The organism is Nakamurella sp. UYEF19 (genome assembly GCF_040546275.1).
Lineage (GTDB): Bacteria > Actinomycetota > Actinomycetes > Mycobacteriales > Nakamurellaceae > Nakamurella.
This window is the reverse complement of sequence record NZ_JBEPNO010000009.1, coordinates 193,382-215,494: the sequence shown is the minus strand read 5'-3', so window position 1 is coordinate 215,494 and position 22,113 is coordinate 193,382. Positions and strand designations below refer to the sequence as shown.

Here is a 22,113-nt window from a genome sequence, read left to right as displayed (position 1 = left end):
ACGGTGAACATCACCGTCGGCGCGAACACCGTCACCGCCACCCCGGATTCGACGACCACCGCGCCGAACACGCCGGTCACCACCAACGTCCGGACCAATGACACCACCTCCACCGGGCAGCCGTTGGCGTTCCCGACGGTCACCGTCCAGCCCGGCCACGGCACCGCCGCGGTCAACGGTTCGGGGAACATCACCTACACCCCGGCGGTCGGGTTCTCCGGCGTCGACGTCTACACCTACCGGGTCTGCGACACCTCGACGCCGACGGCGGTGTGCTCCAGCACCACCGTCACCATCACCGTGCCGAACGCGGTGACCCCGGTGAACGACACCGCCACCACCGGACAGAACACCCCGGTCGTCACCGACGTCCTGGCGAATGACACCCACACCACCAACGGCGCCGCCCTGAACCCGGCATCGGTCACGACCTCCACCCCGGTTCACGGCACCACCACCGTTGATCCGGCCACCGGCAAGGTCACCTACACGCCGACTGCCGGGTACTCCGGTCCGGATTCCTACACGTACCAGGTCTGCGACAGCTCCACCCCGACCCAGGTCTGCGGCACCGCGACGGTCACCGTGACCGTCGGCTCCAACACCGTCGTCGCCAACAACGACAACTCCTCGACGGCGCCGGCTACCGCGGTCACCACCAATGTGCTCGGCAACGACACGAAGGCTACGAACGGGGCTGCCCTGAACCCGGCGTCGGTCAGCGTGACGATCGCTCCCGCACATGGCGCCACCTCGGTGAACACGTCCACGGGCGCCATCACCTACACGCCGGCCGCCGGGTTCTCCGGTACCGACCTCTACACCTACAAGGTCTGCGACCTCTCCACCCCGACGCCGGTCTGCGCGACCGCCACCGTCACCGTCGCCGTGCCCAACGCGGTCACCGCGGTCAACGACACGGCGATCACCCCGCAGAACACGGCCGTCCAGGTCTCCGTGCTGGGCAACGACACCACCAGCACCGGTGGCGCGCCGCTCAACCCCGGCTCGGTGACGACCACCCCGCCGGCTCATGGCAGCACCACGGTGAACACCACCACCGGCGTCGTCACGTACACGCCGACCGCCGGCTACAGCGGACCGGACACCTTCACCTACACGGTCTGCGACGGGTCGACGCCCACCCCGGTCTGCTCCATGGCGGCCGTCTCGGTCACCGTCGGCGGCAACGCCGTCACCGCGGTCAACGACGCCCGGACCACCCCGCCGACGACGGCCATCGTCATCCCCGTCCTGGCGAACGACACCGTCGCAGCCGGCGGTTCGCCGCTGAACCCGGCCTCGGTCTCCATCAGCACCCCGGCCGGCCACGGCACCACCGCGGTGAACGCCGCCAACGGCGCCGTCACGTACACCCCGGCGGCGGGCTTCTCGGGGGTTGACACCTTCAAGTACCAGGTCTGCGACACGTCGGCGAGCCCGGTCTGTGCCATCGCCACGGTCATCGTGACGGTCCCCAGCACCGTCACGGCCGTCAACGACAGCGGCACGACGCCGCAGAACACCGCCATCACCACGACGGTGCTGACCAACGACACCATCACCACCGGCGGCTCGCCCCTGAACCCGGCCTCCGTCGCCGTCACCACCCCGGCCAACCACGGCACCACCGCGGTGAACACCGCCAACGGGGCCATCACCTACACCCCGGCCGCGAACTTCGCCGGCACGGACACCTACAGCTACCAGGTCTGCGACTCCTCCACCCCCACACCGGTCTGCAGCACCGCCACCGTGACGATCACCGTCCCGGCCAACACCGTCACCGCCGTCAACGACGCCGGCACCACCCCGCCGGTCACCCCGATCACCACCACCGTGCTGGCCAACGACACGGTCAAGCCCAACGGCGCTCCGCTGAACCCGGCCACCGTCGCGGTCACCACGGCGGCTGGTCACGGCAGCACGGTGGTCAACTCCTCCGGGACCATCACCTACGCGCCGGCGAACGGATTCTCCGGGGTCGACACCTACGGCTACACCGTCTGCGACACCTCCACGCCGACTCCGCTCTGCGCCACCGCCACGGTGACCATCACGGTTCCGAACGTGTTGACGGCCAACCCGGACACGGCGAACGCCCAGCCGAACACCCCGGTCGTGGTCAACGTCCTGGCCAACGACACGGTCTCCGCGGGCGGCGCGCCCCTCAACCCGGCCACCGTGGTGGCCAGCACCCCCGCGCACGGCACCACCACGGTCAACCCGACCACCGGCGCCGTCACCTACACCCCGGCCGCCGGGTACTCCGGCCCTGACTCGTTCACCTACACGGTCTGCGACACCTCCAGACCGACGCCGGTCTGCACCACGGCCACCGTCGTCACGGTGACCATCGCGCCGAACGTCGTCACCGCGGTCAACGATTCCGGCACCACCGCGCCGATCACGCCGATCGTCACGAATGTGCTCGCCAACGACACGGTGTCTGCCGGTGCAGCCCCGCTCGATCCGGCCTCGGTCGTCGTCGTCACGGCCGCAGGTCGCGGCTCCACCTCGGTGAACCCGGGCACCGGCGCCATCACTTACACGCCGCCCAACGGCTTCTCCGGCGTCGACACCTATCGGTACAAGGTCTGCGACACCTCGGCCACGCCGGTCTGCGCCACGGCCACCGTGACCATCACCGTGCCCAGCACGGTGACGGCGGTCAACGACACCGCAGCGGCCGCCCAGAATGCCCCGGTCGTCACCGTCGTGCTCTCCAACGACACGGTCACCGCCGGCGGCGCCCCGCTGAACCCGGCGTCGGTCGCGGTGCAGACCGGTCCCACCCACGGCACCGCCACCGTCGACCCGACCACCGGGTCCATCACCTACCAGCCGCAGACCGGCTACTCCGGTCCCGACAGCTACAGCTACAAGGTCTGCGACGGCTCCGCGACCTACCCCGTCGCTCCGCTCGCCCCGACCCCCACGCCGGTCTGCTCGACCGCTACCGTCGCGGTCACCGTCGGGGCGAACACCGTCACCGCCGGCAACGACACCGACACGACCGTCCCCGGCACGCCGGTCACGACGAACGTCAAGGCGAACGACTCCAGCTCGACCGGCCAGCCCCTGGCCAACCCGACCGTCACCACCGCGCCCGGACACGGCAGCACTGCCGTCGACCCGACCACCGGCAACATCACCTACTCGCCGGCCAACGGCTTCTCCGGCGTCGACACCTACGTCTACAAGGTCTGCGACACCTCGAACCCGACGCCGGTCTGTGCTTCGGCGACGGTCACGATCACCGTGCCCAACGTCGTGAAGGCCAACGCCGACACGGCCACCACGCCGCAGAACACGCCGGTCACCACCGCGGTGCTCGGGAACGACACGGTGTCCACGAACGGCGCCGCGCTGAACCCGGCGTCGGTCACCATCACCATCGGTCCCGCTCACGGCACCACCACGGTGAGCACCACCACCGGAGCGGTCACCTACACGCCGAGCGCCGGTTACACCGGACCGGACAGCTACACCTACCGGGTCTGCGACACCTCCGTGACATACCCCGTCGCTCCGCTCGCCCCGTCCCCGACCCCGGTGTGCTCGACCGCCACCGTCTCCGTGACGGTCGGTGCCAACACGGTGGTGGCCAACCCGGACAACGCCACCACGACCCCGGGCAACCCGGTCTCCGTGAACGTCCGTGCCAACGACTCCACCTCCACCGGGCAACCCCTGGCCAACCCGACCGTCAGCACTCCGGCCGGTCAAGGCACCACGGCGGTGGATCCGGGCACGGGCGCCATCACCTACACCCCGGCTAACGGGTTCTCCGGCACGGACACCTTCGGCTACACGGTCTGCGACACCTCGACCCCGACGCCGGTCTGCTCCACCGCCACCGTCACCGTCGGCGTGCCGAACGTGGTCACGGTCAAGGACGACATCTCCGCCACGCCGCAAAACACCGCCGTCGCCACCTCCGTGCTGGCGAATGACACCATCTCGGCCAACGGTGCCCCGCTGAACAAGGCGTCGGTCACCGTGGCGACGCCGGGCGCACACGGCGCCACCAGCGTGAACACCACCACCGGGGTCATCACCTACACGCCGGTCACTGGCTACACCGGCCCGGATTCCTACACCTACACCGTCTGTGATTCCTCCGTGACATACCCCGTCGCGCCGCTCGCCCCGACCCCGACACCGGTCTGCGGCTCCGCCACCGTGAACCTGACGGTCGGCGCCAACGTCGTGACCGCGACCCCGGACTCCGACACCACCGCTCCTGGCGTCACCGTCACCACCAACGTCCGGACCAACGACACCACCTCCACCGGACAGCCGCTGGCCTTCCCGACCGTCACGGTGCAGCCCGCCCACGGGACCACTGCGATCAACGGGACCGGCAACATCACCTACACCCCGGCAGTCGGGTTCTCCGGCACCGACGCCTACAGCTACAAGGTCTGCGACACGTCCATCCCGACGGCCATCTGCGCCAGCACGGCGGTGACGATCACCGTGCCGAACGTGGTGACCGCGGTCAACGACACTGCCACCACGACGCAGAACACGGCAGTCACCAGCCCGGTCCTGGCCAACGACACCCACACCGTCAACGGGTCGCCGCTCAACCCGGCGTCGGTCCTCGTGACGGCCGGCCCGGCGCACGGCACCACCTCGGTGGACACCGCCACGGGAGCCATCACCTACACCCCGGCCGCCGGCACCTCCGGCCCGGACAGCTACAGCTACCAGGTCTGCGATTCCTCGACCCCGACGGTGGTCTGCGCCATCGCCACCGTCACTGTCACCGTGGGCTCGAACGTGGTCAAGGCGAACGACGACAACGCCACCACTCCGCCCGGAACCGCGGTCACCACCGACGTCCTGGCGAACGACACCAAGTCGGCCACCGGTTCGGCGCTGAACCCGGCCTCCGTCACCGTCACCACCGCGCCGGGCCACGGCACGACGACGGTGAACACCACCACCGGCGCCATCACCTACCGGCCGAACAACGGCTTCTCGGGCACCGACACGTACGCCTACCGGGTCTGCGACCTGTCCAGCACGCCGGTCTGCTCCACGGCAACGGTGACCGTCGCGGTGCCCAACGTGGTCACGCCGTCGAACAACGTCGCCGTGACCAACGAGAACGTCCCGTTGACGGTGAACCTGCTGGCCGGCGACACCGTCAGCCCGAACGGAGCACCGCTCAACCCGGCGTCGGTGACGGCGACGGCGCCGTCGCACGGCGCCGTCGTCATCGATTCGACCACCGGCAGCGCGACGTACACACCGACCGCCGGCTACGCCGGGCCCGACATGTTCACCTACACCGAGTGCGACACCTCGACGCCGACGCCCGTCTGCGCCACCGGCACCGTCACGATCACCGTCCGTCCGAACGCCGTGACGGCAGTGGCCGACAGCGGCAGCACGCCGCCGGTCACCCCGATCACCACCAACGTGCTGGCCAACGACACCGTCGCGGCCGGCGGGTCCGCCCTGGATCCGGCGTCGGTCGGGGTCACCGTCCCGGCCGGTCACGGCACCACCGCGGTGAACACCGCGAACGGGACCATCACCTATACCCCGGCCGCCGGGTTCTCCGGTGTGGACTCGTACTCCTACCAGGTCTGCGACACCTCGGCGACGCCGATCTGCGCCGTCGCCAAGGTGACCATCACCGTGCCGACCACCGTCACCGCGATCAACGACGCGGCCAACACCGCGCAGAACACCCCGGTGGCCGTCGCGGTCCTGGCCAACGACACCATCAGCGCCGGTGCTGCGCCGCTCAACCCCGCGTCAGTGACGGCAGGCACCCCGGCCCACGGGACCACCTCGGTGAACACCACCACCGGTGTCGTCACCTACATCCCGGCGGTCGGCTACTCCGGTCCTGACACGTTCACCTACCAGGTGTGCGACCGGTCCATGACATACCCCGGCGCTCCGCTCGCCCCGACCCCGACGCCGGTCTGCTCGAGCGCGACCGTCGCGGTCACCGTCGGCACCAACACGGTGACGGCGGTCAACGACAGCGGTAGCACCATGCCCGTCACCCCGGTCACCACCAACGTGCTGGCCAACGACACCGTCTCGGCCGGCGGGGCCGCCCTCAACCCGGCCTCCGTCACCGTCCAGACCCCGGCGGGACACGGCACCACCTCGGTGAACACCACCACGGGGGCCGTCACCTACACCCCCGCGGCCGGCTTCTCCGGTGTCGACACCTACACCTACCGGGTGTGCGACTCCTCGACCCCGACGCCGCTGTGCGGCACGGCCACGGTCACCATCACGGTGCCCAACGCCGTCAAGGCCACGAACGACACGGCCACCGCCGGCCCGAACACGCGCGTCGTGATCCCGGTGCTGACCAACGACACCGTGACGACGGGTGGCGCCGCCCTGAACCCGGGTTCGGTCACCACCAGCATCCCGGCGCACGGCACCACCACGGTCAACCCGACCACCGGCGCCGTCACCTACACGCCGGCCGCGGGCTACTCCGGTCCGGATGCGTTCGCCTACACGGTCTGCGACCGCTCCCTGCCCGTCGCCACCTGCTCGACCGGCACCGTCGCGGTGACCGTGACGGCGAACACCGTCACGGCGGCCAACGACGCCGCGACGACCACCCCGGGCACGGCCGTCACCACCGACGTGCTGGCCAACGACACCGTCGCCACCGGCGGCTCACCGCTGGACCCGGCGTCCGTCACGGTCACCACGCCGGCCGGCCACGGCACCACTGCGGTCAACCCGGCGACGGGGGCCGTCACCTACACCCCGGCCGCCGGCTTCTCCGGCACGGACACCTACTCCTACCAGGTCTGCGACACCTCGACCACGCCGGTCTGCGCCACCGCAACGGTGAGGGTCGCCGTCCCGAGCACGGTGAAGGCCGTCGGTGACACCGCGGTCGGGGCGCAGAACGCCCCGGTCATAGTCGACGTCCTGGCGAACGACACCACCTCGGCCGGAGCCGCTCCGCTGAACCCGGTCTCGGTCACCACCACCACCCCGGCCCACGGCACCACCTCGGTCGACCCGGTCACCGGCAGGGTCACCTACACCCCGGCGGCGAACTACAGCGGTCCGGACGCGTTCACCTACCGGGTGTGCGACACCTCGACCCCGACGCCGGTCTGCTCGACCGCGACGGTGTCCGTCACCATCCCGGCCAACACGGTGACCGTCACGCCCGACACGGCCAACGCGCTGCCGGCCCACTCCGTCACGACGAACGTGCTGGCCAACGACACGGTCACCACCGGCGGCGCCCCGCTGAACCCGGCCTCCGTCACCGTCGCGGTCGCTCCCGCCCACGGCACCACCACGGTCAACCCGACCACCGGGGCGGTCACCTACACCCCGGCGACCGGCTTCTCCGGCACGGACACCTACACCTACCGGGTGTGCGACCGGTCCACCCCGACGCCGGTGTGCGGGACCGCAACGGTCACCGTGACCGTTTCCAACGTGGTCACCGCCAATGGTGACTCGGCCACGGTCGCCCAGAACACGCCGACCGCCATCAACGTGCTGGCGAACGACACGGTGACCACCGGCGGGTCCCCGCTGGACCCGGCCTCCGTGACCGTCGGGACCGCACCGGCGCACGGCACCACCTCGGTCGATCCGACCACCGGCAAGGTCACCTACACGCCGACGGCCAACTACACCGGGCTCGACTCGTTCACCTACCGCGTCTGCGACTCGTCGACGCCGACCCCGGTGTGCTCGACCGCGACGGTGAACCTGACCGTCGGATCGAACACCGTGACCGGCACGCCGGACACGTCCAGCACCGGGCCGCTCACCCCGGTCACCACCAACGTGCTCGACAACGACACGATCCTGCCGAACGGCGCCCCGCTGGATCCGGCCTCGGTCACGGTGACCGTTCCGCCCGCCCACGGCACCACCACGGTCAACCACATCACCGGAGCGATCACCTACAAGCCCAACAGCGGGTTCTCCGGGGTCGACACGTACACCTACCGGGTCTGCGACTCCTCGACCCCGACGCCGGTCTGCGCCACCGCCAGCGTCTCGATCACGGTGCCCAGCGTCGTCTCGGCCCAGGGCGACGACGTGGCTGTCCCGCAGAACGGAACCGTCACCACACCGATCCTGAGCAACGACACGATCACCCCGTTCGGCGCGCCGCTCGATCCGGCGTCCGTCTCGGTGACCGGGCCGCCCACGCACGGCACCACCACGGTCGACCCGTCCACCGGTGCCATCACCTACCGGCCGACGCCCGGCTACTCGGGACCGGACTCGTACACCTACCGGGTGTGCGACACCTCGAGTCCGACCCCGGTCTGCGACCCCGCGACCGTCACCGTCGAGGTCGGCACGGACGTCGTCGCCGCCAACCCGGACGCCGGCGTCACCAACCCGGCCACCCCGGTCACCATCGACGTCCGGTTCAACGACTCCACCTCCACCGGCCAGTCGTTCGACAACCCGACCGTCAGCACCGCACCACTGCACGGCACCACCTCGGTGGACCCGACGACGGGAGCGATCACCTACACGCCTAATACCGAATTCTCCGGCTCGGACACGTTCACCTACACGGTCTGCGACACCTCGACCCCGACGAAGGTCTGCCAGTCGGCGACCGTCAGCGTCCGGGTGCCCAACATCGTCTCGGCCACCGGCGACCTGGCCCCCACGGCGCAGAACACCGCGGTGACCACCGACGTGCTCACCAACGATGTGTTCTCGCCCAACGGTTCTCCGTTGGATCCGGCATCGGTCTCGGTCACCGGCGCGGCGAAGCACGGCACCACCACGGTCGATCCGGCCACCGGCCGCATCACCTACACCCCGGCCGCCAACTACTCCGGTCCGGACTTCTACAGCTACACGGTCTGCGACTCGTCCACCCCGACACCGGTCTGCTCGACGGCCAGGGTCACCGTCGCGGTGGCGGCCAACATCGTCACGGCGGTCGCCGACAGCGGTATCACGCCGCCGATCACCCCGGTCGTCACGAACGTGCTGGCCAACGACACCGTCGCTACCGACGGCGCACCGTTGAATCCCGCGTCGGTCTCGGTCACCACCGGGCCGAAGCACGGCACGACGGCGGTCAACCCGGCCACCGGGGCGATCACCTACACCCCGGCCGCCGGGTTCGCCGGGACCGACACCTACGTCTACCAGGTGTGCGACCTATCGATCCCGACCCCGGTCTGCGCCAGGGCGACGGTCACCATCACGGTGCCGTCGGTCGTCACGGCGACGGCGGACACCACCAGCACGGGTCTGAACACCCCGGACCGGATCGACGTCCTCGGGAACGACACCGTCACCAACGGCGGCGCGCCTCTGGACCCGTCGAGTGTGACGGTCACCGCGGCGCCTGGCCATGGCACGACGAAGGTCAACGCGGACGGCACCATCACCTACACCCCGACCAAGGGCTACTCCGGACCGGACTCGTTCAGCTACCAGGTATGCGACACCTCGATCCCGACCCCGGTCTGCTCCACGGCCACCGTCTCGGTCACCGTCCTGCCGAACGCCGTCACCGCGGCGAACGACCGGGCGACCACGCCGCCGACCACCCCGGTCGTCATCGACGTCCTGGCCAACGACACCGTGCTGGTCTCCAGCTCCCCGCTGGATCCGGCCTCGGTCACCGTGACCGCCGCGCCGCTGCACGGCACGACCTCGGTGAACCCCACTACCGGAGCCATCACCTACGCGCCGGCCGCCGGGTTCTCCGGGACGGACACGTACACCTACCGGGTGTGCGACACGTCGGCCCCGATGCCGGTGTGCGCCAACGCCACGGTGACCGTCACGGTGCCCAACGCGGTCAAGGCCGCCGGTGACGCGTCCGTCACCCGCCAGAACACGCCGGTCACCACCGACGTGCTGGCCAACGACACCCATGCGCCGGGCGGTGCTCCGCTGGATCCCACCTCGGTGACGGTCACCAGGGCGCCGACCCACGGCTCCGTCAGCGTCGACCCGACCACCGGGGTGATCACCTACATCCCGGCGGCCGGCTACAGCGGGACCGACACCTACACCTACCGGGTGTGCGACACGTCGATCCCGACCCCGGCCTGCACCACGGCGACGGTGACCATCACGGTCGGCGCGGACAAGGTCGTCGCAGATCCGGATGCCGCTACCACCGCACCCGGCAAGGCCACCGTCATCGACGTCCTGCGAAACGACTCCTCCGCCACCGGACAGCCGTTGGACCCCGCCTCGGTGACGGTGACGGTGAAGGCCGGCCACGGGACCACGACGGTCGACCCGGTCACCGGGGCGATCACCTACACCCCGAACGCCGGATTCTCCGGGACGGACCAGTTCGCCTACCGGGTGTGCGACACGTCCCAGCCGACCCCGGTCTGCAGCGAGACGGTCGTCACCGTCACGGTTCTCGCGACAGTCACGGCCGTCGACGACACCGTCACCACCCCGCTGGACACCCCGGTGACGATCTCGATCCTCGGCAACGACACCACCACCACCGGTGGCGCCCCGCTGGATCCGGGTTCGGTGTCGATCACGGTGAAGCCGGCCAACGGAACGGTGGTGGTACACGCGAACGGCACCGTCACCTACACCCCGGCCGCCGGATTCTCCGGGACGGACCAGTTCACCTACCGGGTGTGCGACACGTCGACCCCGACGCGCAAGTGCGCGACGGCCACCGTCACCATCACCGTTCCGGCGGCGACCTCGACGCCCACTCCGCCGACCCCCACTCCGCCGACCCCCACGCCGCCGACCGCCACCCCGCCGACCGCCACGCCACCTCCCGGCGCCACGCCTCCGGGAGGAACGCCGCCGCCCGGCGCCACGCCGCCGCCCGGAGGTGGACTGTCCTACACCGGTCTGCCCGGAACCGAGCTCTTGTGGACGGGCCTGCTGGTGCTGCTCGCCGGTTTGGTACTGGTGGTCGTCGGCCGGCGTCGCCGGAGGCCCTCACGGCACTGATCGCGCCGCCGCACCGGACCAGCACCACCGAAGAGGAGAAGGACATCTGATGGCATCACTGAGTGGTATTCGTCGTGGGCTCGCCGCCGTCTGCGCCGGCGCGATCATGCTGGGCGCGGTGTCCTGCACGAGCTCGCCGACAGCGTCACCGTCGCCCTCGGCGGCGGATTCCGTCAGGGGAGCTGCTGCCGGGGCGGTGGGGTCGCCTGGTGCCGCGCCGCCCGGGACCGGGACGGCCGCCGGTAAGCCCGGGACGTCTGCCGGGAAAGCGGGTGGCGCGTCCACCTCTCCCGGTCGGAAGTCCGCGGCCGCCGGGACGACGGCGACGGTTAAGTCCGCTGTTCCGAAGGTCACGGTCACGCCCCTCCCCGCCGCTGCCCCGCAGCACTCGATCCCGAAGGACTCGCAGATCAAGGACACCCCCGCCCTGCGGACGTCGATCCTCTTGACCGGTTGCAGCAGGAGTGCTTCGGGCTGGGAGGCCACCGGTACCGCCAAGAACTCCGCGGCCGGGGCCAGCACGTTCCGTGTCCTGGTGTTCTTCACCGACAAGTACTCCCGGGTGATCGATTCGGCGACGACCGAGGTGGTCGTCAAGGCCGGCCAGACCCACGGCTGGACCGCACGTCAGAAGTTCAAGCCGCCGGCCGGCACCCAGTGCGTCCTGCGTGCCGTGCGGAAGACCTGAACGCAGCGGGTCATGCGCCGTCGATGAGCCGGATCGTCATCGGGTCGGGTCGGCCGTCGAAGAACCGGTCCAGCGCCGTCTCGAAGACGGCCTCGGCCGGCTCGATCCGACGGAACAAGGTCACGCAGGAGTGCAGCTTCCGGGCGTCGATGCCGCCGAAGATCCCCTGCGCCGTCGCACCTTCGGTGTGCACCACGATGTTCGACACCTCGAGGAGGCGGGGCCCGAGCACCGGGTGCTGCAGGTAGGCCGTGCCTTCCTCGAGGCCGGAGATCGCATAGCGCCGGGACATGGCGCTGTTGCCCAGACCGGCGATCTGCGGGAAGACGAACCACATCCAGTGGCTCGTCTTCCGACCACGGCGCAGCTCGGCGACCGCCGCAGCGTAGGTCCGTCCGCCGTCCTGCGCGGTCACGAACCTCGAGAGGTCAAGCGGGTCGGACACCGGGCGATTCTCCTTTCGTCGCCGAGCCGTCAAGGAGGTCCGATCTACTCCGCCGAGTTCCCGACCGCCATCATGTCTCCCATACGGTGTAAACTAGGTCGAAGCTGGAGCTTTTCGCCGACGGGGGGTCGAACGATACTCATGGATGTTTCCGTTCGCATCGTCGAGTTGGCTTCGGTCGACAACAACCGCGACCTTCCGGGGCCGGAACTGTTGCCCTCGCGATTGATGAGGGCGTGCGCGCAGGTGCTGCCCGTGGCCGCAGCCGGGATGAGCTACTTCAGCGGCTTCCGCCACCGCGTCCCGCTCGGTGCCAGCGACGACCATGCCGTCCTGGCCGAGCGACTGCAGTTCACCGTCGGCGAAGGACCGTGCCTGGCCGCCCACGTCCAGGACAGTGCTGTACTGGCGACGGCGGACATCATGAGGCAGCGATGGCCCACATTTTCTGCGGAATTGGTGATGAAGACGCCATACCGCGCAATCCTGTCTTTACCGGTCGATAACGAAGATTTCGGTGGAAATGCGGCCGTCGATCTGTACTACACCGAGTTGCAGCCCGCGATCACCGACGACGCGCTGCAAGCCGTTCAGGAGGTCACCGACGTCGTCGGCTCGCTGCTGGCCACCCACTCCGGCCTCTCCGACGGTCGCGGGCAACCGGTGTGGCTGAACACCGCAGCAGCCCGCGCCCGATCCCGGGTCTGGATCGCGATGGGCATGGTCGACATTGCGCTGAGCATGGGGCCGCGCGATTCCCTGGCCCTGCTCCGTGGTCACGCTTACACCCACGACGCGACGGTCGATGACATCGCCGGCGCCATTGCTGATGGCGAGTTGCTCGTCCAGGCTCTCGTCGACTGAGTCCGCCTGTCCGCCGTCGGTTCGGCTGCGGGATCGAGCGGCGGGGATCAAGTTGTCTACGTCTGTCCCACCAGCCCCAAATACGACATGTTCATCCCCGCGAACGAAGGTCATCCCCGCAGCTGTTGTCTTGACTCAGTCCAGAAAGCGGGACAGACTGCTGGGGATGGCAACGAACCCGCACCTCGAGCCGAGCGACTTCGAGCTCATGCTGCGTGGGGCGACCCTGCGAGTCACGCGTCCGCGTCTGGCCGTGCTCAGCGCGGTGCACACCCACCCGCATTCCGATACCGATTCGATCATCGGCGCCGTCAAGATCGACCACCCGCAGGTGTCGCGTCAGGCCGTGTACGACTCACTGCACCGGTTGACGGCCGCCGGTCTGGTCCGCCTGATCCAGCCGTCCGGATCGGTCGCCCGCTACGAGTCGCGGGTGGGGGACAACCACCATCACATGGTCTGCCGGTCATGTGCCGTCATCACCGATGTGGACTGCGCGGTCGGTGAGGCGCCCTGCCTGACCGCGTCCGACGACAACGGCTTCTCGATCGACGAAGCCGAGGTCACCTACTGGGGTCTGTGCCCCGACTGCTATTCGAGAAAGAAATTCGCCCACCACACGATTTCCTGATCACGCCGCCAGCAGTTCCGATGTCCTACTCCCGGAAGGATCGAAAAGTGTCCGAGCACAACCACAATGCCGTCGTCGGCGACATGCAGTCGGAGGAGAGCGAGGCCAAGTGCCCGGTCGCGACTGTCGGTACCCGCAATCATCCGACCGAAGGTGCGGGCAACCGTGACTGGTGGCCCAACCAGCTCAACCTGAAGATCCTGCGCAAGCACCCTGCCGTCGCGAACCCGATGAGCGACGACTTCGACTACGCCGCGGCGTTCAAGACCGTCGACCTGGACGCGCTGGCCGCGGACGTCGACGCCGTGCTCACCACCTCGCAGGACTGGTGGCCCGCCGACTTCGGCCACTACGGCCCCTTCATGATCCGGATGGCCTGGCACAGCGCCGGTACGTACCGCATCAGTGACGGTCGCGGTGGCGCCGGTGCCGGCATGCAGCGCTTCGCTCCCCTCAACAGCTGGCCGGACAACGGCAACCTCGACAAGGCCCGCCGGCTGCTGTGGCCGGTCAAGAAGAAGTACGGCAGCAAGGTCTCCTGGGCCGACCTGATCATCTTCACCGGCAACCGCGCCCTGGAAACCATGGGGTTCAAGACCTTCGGCTTCGCCGGCGGCCGTCCGGACGTCTGGGAGCCGGACGAGGACGTCTACTGGGGTCCGGAGCAGACCTGGTTGGGCGACGAGCGCTACACGGGTGACCGTGAACTCGAGAACCCGCTGGCTGCAGTGCAGATGGGCCTGATCTACGTCAATCCGGAAGGCCCCAACGGCATCCCGGACGCGCTCGGCTCCGCACGTGACATCCGGGAGACGTTCGCGCGGATGGCGATGAACGACGAGGAGACCGTCGCGCTCGTCGCCGGCGGCCACACGTTTGGCAAGACCCACGGTGCGGCCGACCCGGATCTGTACGTCGGGGCGGAACCCGAGGGTGCGCCCATCGAGGAGCAGGGCCTGGGCTGGAAGCAGAGCTTCAACACCGGCAAAGGCCGGGATGCGATCACCAGCGGCCTCGAGGTCACCTGGAACTCGACCCCGACCACCTGGGACCAGAGCTATCTCGAGAACCTCTACGCCTACCAGTGGGAGCTGACCAAGAGCCCCGCCGGCGCGAACCAGTGGCAGCCGAAGGACGGCGCCGGGGCCAACACCGTCCCCGACCCGACCGACGGCTCGCTGAGCCGCCCCCCGACAATGCTGACGTCCGACCTCGCGCTGATCGTCGACCCGATCTACGAGCCGATCACGCGGCGCTTCAAGGACAACCCCGATCAGTTCGCCGATGCTTTCGCCCGTGCCTGGTTCAAGTTGACCCACCGCGACATGGGCCCGATCCAGCGGTATCTCGGCCCGCTCGTCCCGAGCGAGACGCTGATCTGGCAGGACCCGGTGCCGGCCGCGGATCACGAGGTGATCGGTGCCGACGCGATCGCGACCCTCAAGGGCCAGATCCTGGACTCCGGACTGTCTGTGGCACAGCTCGTCTCGACCGCCTGGGCGTCGGCCTCGACGTTCCGTGGGAGCGACAAACGTGGCGGCGCCAACGGCGCCCGCATCCGTCTCGAGCCGCAGAAAGACTGGGAGGCAAACGATCCCGAGACGCTGTCGCAGGTTCTGAGGTCGCTCGAGGGCATCCAGCAGTCCTTCAACGCCGCCGGCGTCGCCAAGGTTTCGCTGGCCGACCTGATCGTGCTCGGCGGGTGCGCTGCCGTCGAGCGGGCCTCTGCCGAGGGCGGCCATGCCGTTTCGGTCCCGTTCACCCCGGGCCGGACGGACGCGTCGCAGGACCAGACGGACGTCGACTCCTTCGCCGCACTCGAGCCGAAGGCCGACGGCTTCCGCAACTACCTCGGCAAGGGCAACGTGCTGCCGGCCGAGTACTTGCTGGTCGATCGGGCCAACCTGCTCAACCTGAGTGCACCCGAGATGACGGTGCTCGTCGGTGGCATGCGTTCCATTGGCGCGACCGTCAAGCAGTCGAGCGTCGGCGTGCTGACGTCGAAGCCGGGCGCGCTGACCAACGACTTCTTCTCGAACCTGCTCGAGATCGGTATCGCCTGGAAGTCGACGGCGGAAGATGCGGACGTCTTCGAGGGTCGCAACGCCGCGGGTGAGGTTGCCTGGACCGGCAGCCGCGCCGACCTGGTGTTCGGATCGAACTCCGAACTGCGTGCGCTCGCCGAGGTCTACGCGAGCGACGATGCCGGTGAGAAGTTCGTGCGCGACTTCGTCGCGGCCTGGGACAAGGTCATGAACCTGGACCGGTTCGACCTGGTCTGATCCGACTGCTCCACTGAACCACCTGTGACCCCGACGTCCAGGTCAGCCCGCAAGGGCAGACCTGGACGTCGTGGGGTATGCTGCGCCGCTTCGATCCTCGTCGGCGGCGAATCTAGAGCGACAGCTGTCCGCCGGTCGGATTCCCGGTGTTCTGCGCCAGCACGACCGCTGCCGGCAACTCCTTGAAGAACTGCATCCATTTGTTCAGCTCGAGGCCTCTGCCGGTGTCCTCGGCATTCTTGATGTGCATCGAGCTGATCTTTCCTCTCTGCGTGCCCATGGAGTCCCAGTGGGTGTTGAGCTTGCCGGTCGAGCCGGCGAAGTTGAGAGCGAGAAACCCGGTGCGAGCACCGACGGTCCGGTTGTGCTCCCGCAGGTTCCGCGGTCCCACATAGCGATCTTCTGGTTGTCTGATGGTGATCGAGAACGTCGGAATCTTGTCGACGAGTTGCGCTTCGGCCTGGAGCGCGGTGACCAGCAGCGGCTTGGAGCGGCCGAGCTCGCCAACGTTGATCAGGAGGCCGATCAGGCTCGGGCAGTGCGGCTCGGCCAACGGGAGCAGTTCGGCGACGAGAGCCAGGTCCTTGGGCCAGGTGTCGCAGAGCCTGGTGAGTTCGAGCAGGGTGAACCTGGCCAGGTGGACTGGCGTCATGACGGTGCACACGTCGGCGGCGGCCAGGTCCTTGTTGCGCATCGCATTGAGCAGCTTGTCGAACCCGGCCGCGGTGGACAGAGCCAGCAAGGTGGTGACGTCCGCCTGTTTTGCCTTGCACTTCTGCAGGATCTGCAGGAAGGTCCCGGTGTTCTCGGTGAAACCCAGGACGGGCGCAACAAGGGCGACGGTGCCGAGGGTGTCGGAAAACGGACGGCACAATTCGAGTGCCGATTCGAGGGTTCCGTTCCGGACGCAGCCCCAGAGCCACGTCCGGAACGTCCTCCGGTAGGGCTTCGAGGCGCACCCCTCCAGGAGCGCCGCCGTTTCCGGTGTCAGCTCCGCCGGCGCCTGATCGTCCAGCAGCCGGCCGCAGACCGGGGCCAGCCGTTTGACGTCGAACCCGGACACCAATTTCTTCGCCACGGCCAGGCCGTCCGGCTGGTGCCCGACCAGCTCGGCCAACCCGCCGGCCAGTTCGACCGAACCCTTGGACTCGCTCAGCACCCAGGCCAGGTCAGCGTCCGGGAGCGCCTGGCCGACTGGTGACGTGGCCACCGCACCCAGCTCCGAGACCGTCCGGTTGGTGGTGTCGGTGCGGCGTCCGGTCGCTTCCGCGACCCCGGCAGCATGGTCGCCTTCCGGGGTCGGGGTGACCTCGACCAGGGCGGGATCCTCTTCGACCGGCAACGACGTGGCCGAGATGGTCTTCGACTTCCCCTGTGGCTTCTTCTTCTGGGCCTTCTTCGCCAGCTCGGCGGCTTCCTTCTCCGCTGTGGCCAACGCCGCATCGAGTTGCTTGATCTTGGCGTCGTAGTCGAACGAGGCGAGGCTGTCGCCGACCTTCACGGCGGCCGCGTGGCTGGCGGTCTTGTCGCCGAAGGTGGCTTCGTTGTCCTGCTCCTCCTGGTCGCGTCGTGCTGCCTCGTCGTCGAGGCGCTGCTGCTCTGCCGCCCTCTTGTCGGCCCTATCCTTCTCGGCCTTCGCCCGGTCTTCCTTCAGCTGTTTCAGCCGCTTCTCCTCGGCTTCCCTCTTGTCCTCGACCGCCTTCTTTGCGTCTTCGTCCTTCTTCTGCGCATCAGCCTTCTCCGCCGCGGCCTTTTCGTCGGCTTCCTTCTTGTCGGCCGCCTCCTTCGTGGCCTTTTCCTCGGCTGCCTGCTTCTCCCGCTCCTCCTTCTCCTGCTCGGCTCTCGCCTCTTCGGCGGCCAACCGTTCTTCTTCCTCGCGCTGTAGCCGCTCGACCTCCAGTTGCGCGGCGATGTCGCGGGCCTTCTCGGCATCGGCGAGACGGTCCGTGGCCATGGTGAGCAACTGTGCGAGGTCCGTGCTGAGCAATGTGACATCAGCCAGGGCCGCCGCGCGATCGGCGGTGGCGATCGCGCGGCCGCCCAGGGCGGCCATCCGGGCGGCGAGCCCGTTGAGTTCAGCCGTGAACCAGGACTGCAGCTTGCCGGTCATCTTCGGCAGCAGCAGGTCGCGTGCCTGGTCCACCGCGTTCGAACTACTGGAGAATGCGTCGATCGCGGCCGTGACGTCGGCCGGAAACGATTTGATCTCGGTCCAATACCAGACGAAATCGAGCTTTCCGGGCGCCGACGGATCGACCTTCGGTGCCGGCGAGGCCGACGTCCCGGCCAGGTGCCCATCGAGCGTGGCCTTGCGGGGATCCTTCGTGTCAAACTTGCCGGACGTCAAGAGCTTGGTCGGGCCTCCACCCTTCTTCTCCTCCGACTCGTTCTTCTGCTGCAGCCACTTGATCGCGGCCCAGACAGCCTGGAATTCTTCGTCGGTACCGCCTTTGTCCGGGTGTGACGTCCGGAGCAGTTCCTTCATCTTCTCCTTCTGCGCTTCGCCCATCAGCTTGGACAGGACCTCGCAGTACTGGAGAGCCGCCGGCGACAGGTCGGCCTGACCGGGACCACCGGCGCTCACCTGGTCGGGCGAGGTGGTCGTCAAAGACTTCTCGTCCGTCAGAAGGGTCACGGCCGTCTCCGGAGACTGCGCCCTCGGATGTTCGTCGCCCGGAAACAGCCGTCGCACGGGTATCCGGTGGTTGCCGACCGCAGAACGCTGCAGCGGCAGCGTGTCCCGCCACTGGGCAGCGACCTGCGCGCCGTCCCGGCTGATCACCGTGGCGGGAGTCGGGGAGCGCCGCAAGGCCCCGACGATCCGATCGGCGGTCCGGTCGGCCGCCTGTTCGGCCGGATCGTCGGCGCGTCCGACAGTCGGGGATGCCGCGGTCGCGCCGTCCTGCGCCACGTGGCTGACTTCGTGGGCCAGAAGTCGTTGGCCAGCTTGAGTTGTCGGTGCGTAGGTCCCGTTGCGAAAGTGGAGGTCCAGGCCGTCGGCGAAGGCGGTGGCCTGGAGTGCGCGGGCCGCGGCGTCCGATTCCGGGCCGGTGTGGACCCGTACCGAACGGAGGTCCGCACCCAACTCCTCGCCCATGGAGGTACCCAACGCGGCGGGGAGCGCTGCGCCGCCACCGCGGCTGCGCCGGAGGAAGTGTTGGACGTCGGCTGGAACGGGCGACCCACCCAGCGGGTCCGTGACGGCTGCGGTCGAACGGCGCAGCCGTCCGGGGGTGGGCGCAGGACTGAAATCCACCGACGGATCAGGGGCGGTCAGCGCGTTTCCGGGCACTTTCGGCGCGGGCCTGGCAGACGGACTGCGGTCGGGACGGATCCTCGAGAACATCTGGCCTCCACACCACGGCGTACGCCGGCGTGCTCGTCAGCGCCCCACCCGTCATCTTGTCAGCGGACGGCCTGCAGCCATGCCTGCAAAGGGGTGAGAAGTCAAGGCATCTGAGTGGCGCAATGGTACGGCGGCGGTCGCTTTCGTGAGCGGCAGCAGGTGGTGGAAAGGGGCTCGAGTCGAATGGCACCTCTCCCGACCACGGACGGCAAGGGCCGGTCCGAGCTGCAGCCTGACTGCGCGAACTGCCTCGGCCTCTGCTGCGTGGTGCACTCCTTCGCATCGTCGCATCAGTTCGCCTTCGACAAACCGATGGGTGAGCCGTGCCTGAACCTGTTGTCCGACTGTGGTTCCTGTCGGAGGCGCTTCGGACCACTGCGGCCGGGGCCCGGCACGACGAACTCGAAGCAGCTCTGGAGATGACCAAGTCGCTGACCGGACTCGACGCCGATCAACTGGACGAGCTGACCCGGGGCGAGATGAGTGCCCACTGCCAGGCGGTGCAGTTGCTGGTCGGCAGGACAGGGGCCTGAGAGGATCCGGTGATGACGAACCGTTGGACTGCCGTCACCGTCGACTGCGCCGACCCGGTTTCCCTGGCGGGATTCTGGAGTGTGCTGCTGGACCGGCCGATCTCGGCCGAGCACGATGGCCCCGGGTGGGCCACCGTCGGCTCCAGGCTGGACGACCAGCCGCGGCTCACCTTCCAGGCGGTCCCGGAGGCCAGGACCGCCAAGGTCCGCATCCACCTCGACGTCCAGGTCGACGACATCGCCGCCGGGCGCCGGCAGGTCCAGGAGCTGGGCGGACGCTGGTCTGGCGAGCGACACGACTACGACGAGGGTGTGGTCCTGACGATGCTCGATCCGGAAGGTCATGAGTTCTGCCTGGTGCAGTACTACTGACCAGCGATCAGCTCGTCGGCGACCCAGCGGGCGGCGCCGGCGGGGTAGGGCGATCCCAGCCCGAGGACGACGTGGCTGAAACCGGCACCGAGCGCCTCCGCGATCGACGCTCTGGTCGTCTCCGGCCGATCGTAGGACACCCCCAGGAAGATCGAGCGGGTGATGGCTGCCGGGTCGCGGCCGATCTCGATGCAGTACCGGTCCAGCAGGGCGCTGCGGCTGACCGCGTCCTCGATGTCGCCACCGGGGATGTTCCAGAGGTCGGCGTGTTCGGCGACCACACGCAACGTCGATGCTGCCCGTCCGCCGACAATGATCGGCGGGTGCGGCCGCTGGACCGGTTTCGGATTGCCGAACGCTCCGGTCAGCTGGTGGTAGGTGCCGTCGAAGTCGAACGGGGCGTCCTCGGTCCACAGCCGCCGGATGATGGTGCAGGCCTCCGCGAGACTCCCGACGGAGTGGGCGAAGTCGTGGTACGGCAAGCCATGGGCCTCGTACTCGCGGCGGGCGATGGGATGGCTGGGCCGCGATCCGGCACCGATGCCGAAGTCGAGCCGACCGCCGGAGACGATGTCGACGGTGGTGGCGATCTTGGCCAGCATCGCGGGTGGCCGGAAACGGTTGCTGGTCACCAGGAGCCCGAGGCGCATCCGCTCGCTCTGCGCGGCGAGGGCGCAGAGCAGGGTCCAGCCCTCGAAGATCGGCCCGTCCGGGTCGCCGCCGATCGGCATCAGGTGGTCGAACAGCCACGCGTGCTCGATCTCGGGAATGGTGTCCGCCTCGCGCCAGACCCGCAGGAGATCCTGGTAGGCCACCTGCATGGGCGGGGTGGCAATGCCGAAACTCGGACGCTTCGTCTCTGCTGCCGGGAATACTGCGGACATCAACGCCTCCGCAGGGACGGGTCGAGCAGAGCCGGTGGAGCGTCGAACTTCTCGTCGGCGGCCAGGTCGACGCCCGGTGCGACGATGGCGTCGATGGCGTCGAGAACATCCGCGGAGAGCGCGATGTCGGCGGCATCGAGCTGGGAATGCAGGTGTGCCAGAGTCCGTGGGCCGATGATGGCGCTGGTCACGGCCGGGTGCGCGGTGACGAAGGCGAGGGCGAGTTGGATCATCGTCAGGCCGGCGTCGGCGGCGACCCTGGCCAGTTGCTCGACTGCATCCATCTTGGCCCGGTTCGCTGCGGTGGCGGTGTCGAAGCGCTGCGGCATCATCGCCGAGCGGTTGGTGGTGACCGCCCGACCCTCGCGGATCGCGCCGGACAGCCAGCCGGAGGCCAACGGGCTCCAGACCAGCACGCCGAGTCCGTACTGCTCGGTGACGGGGAGGACGTGGGTCTCGATGCCGCGCTGCAGGATCGAGTAGCCGGGCTGTTCGGTGACGTATCGGCTCAGGTGGTGCTCCCGTGCCGCCCACTGGGCTTGCACGATGCGGTAGGCCGGGAACGTCGAGGAGCCCAAGTAACGGATCTTGCCGGCGCGCTGGAGGTCGGTCAGGGCGGACAAGGTCTCCTCGTCGCTCGTGGTGGGGTCCCACCGGTGCATCTGGTAGAGGTCGACGTGGTCGACATCGAGTCTGCGCAAACTGTTCTCGAGCTCGGTGATCAACCAGCGGCGTGAACTGCCCCGGTGGTTGCGCTCGTCGCCCATCGGCAGGTACGCCTTGGTGGCGAGCACGATGTCGTCGCGGCGGCCGGCCGGCCCAGACCGGAGAGCCTTGCCGACCATCTCCTCCGATTCACCCTGGCTGTACATGTCGGCGGTGTCGATGAAGTTGATCCCGGCCTCGAGGGCGGCATCGACGATGGCGGTGGCGTCGTCCTGGGTGGTGCGTCCGATCTGACCGAAGTTCATCGCGCCGAGCGCGAGAGTGCTGACCCGTACGCCGGTTCGGCCCAAGTTGCGGTACTGCATGGGGGTTCCTCCTGTGACGATGGGAACGAGTGGGTGGCCCGTGATCGCCTGTTCTGTCAGGATGGACAAACGGATCATGATTCCGTT

The 22,113-nt window shown here is 68.8% G+C and carries 11 protein-coding genes; 7 read left to right on the top strand and 4 right to left on the bottom strand.

Annotation, left to right across the window (positions count from 1 at the left end; all coding sequences use genetic code 11):
• The first annotated feature begins 3 nt into the window (after positions 1-3).
• Both ABIB25_RS14885 and ABIB25_RS14880 read left to right on the top strand, forming a co-directional pair.
• Positions 4-10,950 (top strand): Ig-like domain-containing protein, encoded by a 10,947-nt coding sequence (locus tag ABIB25_RS14885; protein ID WP_354529251.1) that lies wholly within the window; start codon positions 4-6, stop codon positions 10,948-10,950.
• 49 nt (positions 10,951-10,999) lie between these two features.
• The gene (locus ABIB25_RS14880) at positions 11,000-11,638 is read left to right on the top strand and encodes a hypothetical protein (protein ID WP_354529242.1); all 639 of its coding nucleotides are present in this window, start codon (positions 11,000-11,002) and stop codon (positions 11,636-11,638) included.
• Positions 11,639-11,648: 10 nt separating this feature from the next.
• On the opposite strand, the gene ABIB25_RS14875 is transcribed toward ABIB25_RS14880, so the two are convergent.
• Positions 11,649-12,083 (bottom strand): DUF1810 domain-containing protein, encoded by a 435-nt coding sequence (locus ABIB25_RS14875; protein WP_354529241.1) that lies wholly within the window; start codon positions 12,081-12,083, stop codon positions 11,649-11,651.
• Positions 12,084-12,224: 141 nt separating this feature from the next.
• Between ABIB25_RS14875 and ABIB25_RS14870 the strand changes: the two genes are divergently transcribed.
• From ABIB25_RS14870 to katG, 3 genes are all read left to right on the top strand, one after another.
• Positions 12,225-12,947: a GAF domain-containing protein gene (locus ABIB25_RS14870; RefSeq protein ID WP_354529240.1), complete on the top strand. Its 723-nt coding sequence runs from the start codon at positions 12,225-12,227 to the stop codon at positions 12,945-12,947.
• A 166-nt stretch (positions 12,948-13,113) separates the two neighbouring features.
• Entirely contained in the window at positions 13,114-13,578 is a 465-nt protein-coding gene (locus ABIB25_RS14865; protein WP_354529239.1) for a Fur family transcriptional regulator, read from the top strand.
• Between the two features lie 83 nt (positions 13,579-13,661).
• The gene (gene katG / locus ABIB25_RS14860) at positions 13,662-15,860 is read left to right on the top strand and encodes a catalase/peroxidase HPI (RefSeq protein ID WP_354529250.1); all 2,199 of its coding nucleotides are present in this window, start codon (positions 13,662-13,664) and stop codon (positions 15,858-15,860) included.
• Between the two features lie 112 nt (positions 15,861-15,972).
• Here the strand turns inward: katG and ABIB25_RS14855 are convergent, their stop codons facing one another.
• Positions 15,973-19,206, bottom strand: coding sequence for an eCIS core domain-containing protein (locus ABIB25_RS14855; RefSeq protein ID WP_354529238.1), 3,234 nt, complete (start codon positions 19,204-19,206; stop codon positions 15,973-15,975).
• A gap of 323 nt (positions 19,207-19,529) precedes the next feature.
• Between ABIB25_RS14855 and ABIB25_RS14850 the strand changes: the two genes are divergently transcribed.
• Together ABIB25_RS14850 and ABIB25_RS14845 are read left to right on the top strand one after the other, a co-directional pair.
• The gene (locus ABIB25_RS14850) at positions 19,530-19,739 is read left to right on the top strand and encodes a hypothetical protein (RefSeq protein ID WP_354529237.1); all 210 of its coding nucleotides are present in this window, start codon (positions 19,530-19,532) and stop codon (positions 19,737-19,739) included.
• Between the two features lie 12 nt (positions 19,740-19,751).
• On the top strand, positions 19,752-20,111 hold the full coding sequence (locus ABIB25_RS14845) for a VOC family protein (protein ID WP_354529236.1): 360 nt from the start codon (positions 19,752-19,754) through the stop codon (positions 20,109-20,111).
• On the opposite strand, the gene ABIB25_RS14840 is transcribed toward ABIB25_RS14845, so the two are convergent.
• Positions 20,105-20,995: an LLM class flavin-dependent oxidoreductase gene (locus tag ABIB25_RS14840; RefSeq protein WP_354529235.1), complete on the bottom strand. Its 891-nt coding sequence runs from the start codon at positions 20,993-20,995 to the stop codon at positions 20,105-20,107. The two genes, ABIB25_RS14845 and ABIB25_RS14840, sit on opposite strands and share 7 nt — an antisense overlap.
• A complete protein-coding gene (locus ABIB25_RS14835; protein WP_354529234.1) occupies positions 20,995-22,026 on the bottom strand; it encodes an aldo/keto reductase in 1,032 nt (343 codons plus the stop codon). Before ABIB25_RS14835 ends, ABIB25_RS14840 begins: the two co-directional genes overlap by 1 nt.
• Positions 22,027-22,113 lie beyond the last annotated feature (87 nt).

Bases quoted from the DNA above. Each gene is read 5' to 3' on its own strand.
- katG (WP_354529250.1), top strand. From the start codon at position 13,662: ATGCAGTCGGAGGAGAGCGAGGCCAAGTGCCCGGTCGCGACTGTCGGT.
- ABIB25_RS14855 (WP_354529238.1), bottom strand. From the start codon at position 19,206: ATGTTCTCGAGGATCCGTCCCGACCGCAGTCCGTCTGCCAGGCCCGCG.
- ABIB25_RS14880 (WP_354529242.1), top strand. From the start codon at position 11,000: ATGGCATCACTGAGTGGTATTCGTCGTGGGCTCGCCGCCGTCTGCGCC.
- ABIB25_RS14870 (WP_354529240.1), top strand. From the start codon at position 12,225: ATGGATGTTTCCGTTCGCATCGTCGAGTTGGCTTCGGTCGACAACAAC.
- ABIB25_RS14835 (WP_354529234.1), bottom strand. From the start codon at position 22,026: ATGCAGTACCGCAACTTGGGCCGAACCGGCGTACGGGTCAGCACTCTC.
- ABIB25_RS14840 (WP_354529235.1), bottom strand. From the start codon at position 20,995: ATGTCCGCAGTATTCCCGGCAGCAGAGACGAAGCGTCCGAGTTTCGGC.
- ABIB25_RS14865 (WP_354529239.1), top strand. From the start codon at position 13,114: ATGGCAACGAACCCGCACCTCGAGCCGAGCGACTTCGAGCTCATGCTG.
- ABIB25_RS14845 (WP_354529236.1), top strand. From the start codon at position 19,752: ATGACGAACCGTTGGACTGCCGTCACCGTCGACTGCGCCGACCCGGTT.